This window comes from Nitrospira sp. BLG_2 (assembly GCF_049222245.1).
In genome coordinates this window covers 1-4,014 of sequence record NZ_JBLYIG010000690.1, presented here as the reverse complement: position 1 = coordinate 4,014, position 4,014 = coordinate 1, and the positions used below count along the sequence as shown (strand labels likewise).

Sequence of the window (4,014 nt, the reverse complement as noted above, 5' to 3'; positions counted from 1 at the left end):
CCCTGCTCCTTCCACGGGAACCAGCATCGCGGCTGGAACGCCATGCCTGGTTATCGTGATCGTTTCTCCCTTGCTCACCCGTTCCAGTAACGCGGACAAATGTGTTTTGGCTTCAAAAGCCCCTATCTCCATACTGCACCGTCGCGTATGATCGCCATGTGATGGACCGGACGGCGGCCCATCTTGCTCAAGGTCAAATCGCCAAGTTGGAATCGTTTCTTCCGTTTCTTGCGACGACTGGAAATATCTGTCCGTTTATAGGCCTCCTGGGTACGGTGATGGGTATTATCGACTCATTCCGAGAAATCGGCACACAAGGCACAGCCAGCATTGCGGCTGTGGCTCCTGGCGTCTCCGAAGCTTTAATTGCGACTGCAGCCGGATTGTTTGCCGCGATTCCTGCCGTCGTCGCCTATAATTATTTCTTGGTACGTATCAGACGTGCTGCCATGTACATGGATTCGGTCGTGGTGGAGCTCTTGGCCTTGATTCCAGCCCAAACGAAACCTGTCGCTCCGGTTCCCGTGGGAGCGAAGGGATGATTTTTGAGACGAGACAGCGTCGATTTTTAGCGGAGATCAACGTGATTCCGCTCGTGGATGTTGTGCTTGTGCTTCTGGTGATCTTTATGGTTACGGCACCAATGCTCTACCGAGGCATGGACATCAAGTTGCCGACTTCAGCATCGAACACGATCAAGCCGGAGATCCGAGCGGTGCTGACGATCGAAAAGGATCAACGCCTGTATCTCGACAAAGATCAGGTAAGCGTGGCTCAACTGGAGCGTAAACTGCGCATGATGAAAGATGAGCACGCCGATGTCTCATTATATTTACGCGCCGACCGCGACGTGCCGTATGGAATTGTGGTTCAGGTGATGGATGGAATCAAAAAGGCCGGTATCGAGAAACTCGGCATGGTGACTGATCCCACCGGACCAGAACGTGTCAGTGAGGGTACGCCATCCCAACACAACCAGTAGGATAAGGTCCACAGTGCAGGCTTGGGCATCGGCCGGCATGGTCTCGGATGATGAATGGCAGGCGACACTGACTCGTCGCTTAGGCTTTGCCGTCGTCGTCTCTCTGGTGCTCCATATCGGCATACTGGCGATGGTGGCCTGGGTTCGACTCCCGCGACATGGCGAGCGCCCTCTGTCGTCCATGGAGATTTCCCTCGCAAGTTTGCCGACTCTTCCCGAAAGGGCTGTTGAACCCCAGAAAAGTCAGCCAATCAAGAAAGAGATAGAACCGTCCAAGCCGGTACAGCAGGCTAAGCCTATCGAGCAATCCAAAGCTATAGCCAAAGCCATCGCGCGGCCAAAGCCCATCGAGCAATCAAAACCAGTTGAGCCACTCAAATCTATTGAACAACCTAACCCTGCTCCTCCCATGAAGACGGCGCCTGTGTCGCTTCCTCCTGCGAAGGTCGCATCCGTCCCTCCGGTACTCCCGGCAAAATCGTCGAATGATCTCATGGACGATATCATGAAAGATATTGAGTTGCCTCCGGATGCCCCCAAGCGCGGCGACATCAGTCCGGAGGACAAGCCGAGGAAATCACCGATGATCAAGCTGCCCGATGTACCGGTCCTTACGGAAACCAAAGACACCGCCACCCCCAAAAGGCTGATAGCTTCGGCTCAATCCTCCTCCTTGACGGAAGATTTGGCGAAGGAACTGGACGAGGAACTGAAGAAGATCAAGAAACTTGAGGTGCCCAAAGCAGCAGCACCCTTGACGGAAGTACCGTCAAGACCTGCTCCTCAAGCTGAAGCAAAGGCCCAGAACGCTAAGGCTGTCGACACCGCATTGAAGGTTCCAGGGATGGTTCAGGGTTCCAATGCATATCTTGCGCTTGTGCGACAGCGAATCAGCAATTCCTGGAATGCCCCGCCCTTAGATCTGGCCAGCCAAGCCTACGTCGTTATCATACAGTTCAGACTTCATAAAAACGGATCGGTTACCGGCGTAACGATCGAACAATCTTCAGGAAACGAGTATTATGATTTAGCCGGCAAGCGAGCGGTTCTGAGCGCAAACCCATTGCCCATGTTTCCGCCGGATATCTCCGACCCGTATTTTGATGCCCACTTCACTTTTACCGTCGGAGAGCCACAAGGGTAAACCATGACGTTTCGAGCTATCGTGTTTGTCAGCCTGTGTGTATCGATCGGCGTCGCTTGGATCATTGAATCCGGTGCCGCCGATGTATTTCTTGAAGCAACCAGACCGGATTTTCAAAAGATTCCACTTGGGATTGCCGGGATTGAAAACATGGGAGGGTCGGAGTCACCCGAGGGACGCGTCAAGTTGGGCACGCGCATCGAGGAGGTCCTCAAGTCGGACGTGCGACGCTCGCTTGTCTTCGCCCTCGTCGATTTGCCGAGTCTTGGCATCAAGGTCAGTCATCTTGGGACGGAGCCCGATGCTTCCTTCAAACAAGCCGCCGAGAACGGGGTATCGGTCATTGTCTGGGGTAAGGCGGGGATCAAGAGTGGAAGCAAGGATGCTGATATCAACATGGATGGTTACGTGTATGATACCGGCAGCAATGAAGTCGTAGGCGGGAAACGATATGTTGGTTCGACATCGGTTGCCCGTCTTATGGCTCATCGGTTTGCGGATGAATTGGTCTTTCGCTATACCGGAGAACCTGGAATCGCACGGACGAAGATTGCCTATGTCTCCGAGCTGGGAACGGCTCGCGAGTTATTCGTGATGGATTACGACGGATACGAGCCGCGTCAGTTGACAGCCGACGGGTTCTTGAACCTGATGCCCCGCTGGTCCCCGGATCGTCGGTTTTTGGTTTTCACGACATACCGCAATCGGAACACGCAGGATATCGATATGATCGAGCTTGCCACGGGAAAACGTTGGACACTCGTTACGCAAGGCGGGTTGAACATTACCCCAACGTTATCTCCCGATGGGAAGACGCTGGCCTACTCGTCAAGCCATGAAGGTAACGCCGAATTGTACCGTTTGGATACCCACACAAAAATCGTTCAGCGGCTGACCACGAATTCCGCCGGGGATTTATCTCCCTCATGGTCTCCCTCGGGTCGGGAGCTCGCATTTACGTCAGATCGAAACGGAGGACCGCAAATTTTCCTCATGAGCGCGGATGGATCCAATGTGCGTCGATTGACATTTGATGGAGATTATAATGCGGCGCCAGCTTGGTCGCCTCGGGGGAATTGGATCGCTTACGTGTGCCGGACTCCCAAAAAAGAGTACAAACTCTGTGTGACCACTCCCGATGGTCAGAAACATCTGCAATTAACGACTGGACTGGGAGTGGATGATTCTCCGTCCTGGTCTCCGGATGGACGGCATCTTGTCTTCAGCTCGACGGTGGACGGGAAGAGCCAGATCTACATGATCAATGCGGACGGGAAAGACCTCGAGCGCATTACGTTTACCGGGACTCACAATAGCGCACCGTCCTGGTCCCCGGCATCGTAGATATCCAGGAAGGCATTTACGACAATCGTCCTTCGCTGTAAGAAAAATGGGCGATGTTTCACAGGAAGTAAGGAATCTAATGAAAACGTTGCCAGCCAGCTACTTGCCGTTGATTCTCGGTATCATCGTACTGGGAATTCCAGCGTGCTCGAAGAAGGCGGTCCGATCGGGAGGGGATACCCACGCGTTGCAAGGAGAGATGGCCCGAGGAGGGATGGGCAAGGGAGGAGTGGCGAAAGAAGGGACCAGTCCAAGTTTTCCAGATACGTCATTCTCCGGAGGTGATGATTCGAACGGCTTACGAGGATTGGATCGCAATCCTTCGGAAGAGCGGCTCGGTGGAAGTGCCGGGAATGCAGGTAGCCCAGGCGGAGCCGGCCATGCCAACACGATGATCGCAAAAGCGGATTCCGGCGCGGCGGCTCGCCAGCTGGCTGAAATTCGTGCGGAGCAGGTCGCTTCGGTGGCAGCCGGACTACGGGATGTCTTTTTCGCGTACGACAGTTTTTCGATCACCGATGAAGGGCGTCACGCCCTTTCCGGC

General features: G+C 54.3%; 5 protein-coding genes and 1 pseudogene. 5 read left to right on the top strand and 1 reads right to left on the bottom strand.

Annotation, left to right across the window (positions count from 1 at the left end):
• Positions 1-132: type II toxin-antitoxin system Phd/YefM family antitoxin (locus tag ACOSYY_RS18270; protein WP_421664279.1), on the bottom strand; the 132-nt coding region annotated here is incomplete at its 3' end.
• 29 nt (positions 133-161) lie between these two features.
• Between ACOSYY_RS18270 and ACOSYY_RS18265 the strand changes: the two genes are divergently transcribed.
• The 5 genes and pseudogenes from ACOSYY_RS18265 to ACOSYY_RS18245 all read left to right on the top strand — a co-directional run.
• Entirely contained in the window at positions 162-542 is a 381-nt protein-coding gene (locus tag ACOSYY_RS18265; protein WP_421664278.1) for a MotA/TolQ/ExbB proton channel family protein, read from the top strand.
• Positions 539-982 (top strand): biopolymer transporter ExbD, encoded by a 444-nt coding sequence (locus ACOSYY_RS18260; RefSeq protein ID WP_421664277.1) that lies wholly within the window; start codon positions 539-541, stop codon positions 980-982. The genes ACOSYY_RS18265 and ACOSYY_RS18260 overlap by 4 nt, the downstream gene beginning before the upstream one ends.
• 13 nt (positions 983-995) lie before the next feature.
• Positions 996-2,126, top strand: coding sequence for a cell envelope integrity protein TolA (gene tolA, locus ACOSYY_RS18255; protein ID WP_421664276.1), 1,131 nt, complete (start codon positions 996-998; stop codon positions 2,124-2,126).
• 3 nt (positions 2,127-2,129) lie between these two features.
• Positions 2,130-3,470 (top strand): Tol-Pal system beta propeller repeat protein TolB, encoded by a 1,341-nt coding sequence (gene tolB / locus ACOSYY_RS18250; protein ID WP_421664275.1) that lies wholly within the window; start codon positions 2,130-2,132, stop codon positions 3,468-3,470.
• A gap of 79 nt (positions 3,471-3,549) precedes the next feature.
• A pseudogene (locus ACOSYY_RS18245) lies at positions 3,550-4,014 on the top strand (hypothetical protein); the annotation flags it as partial.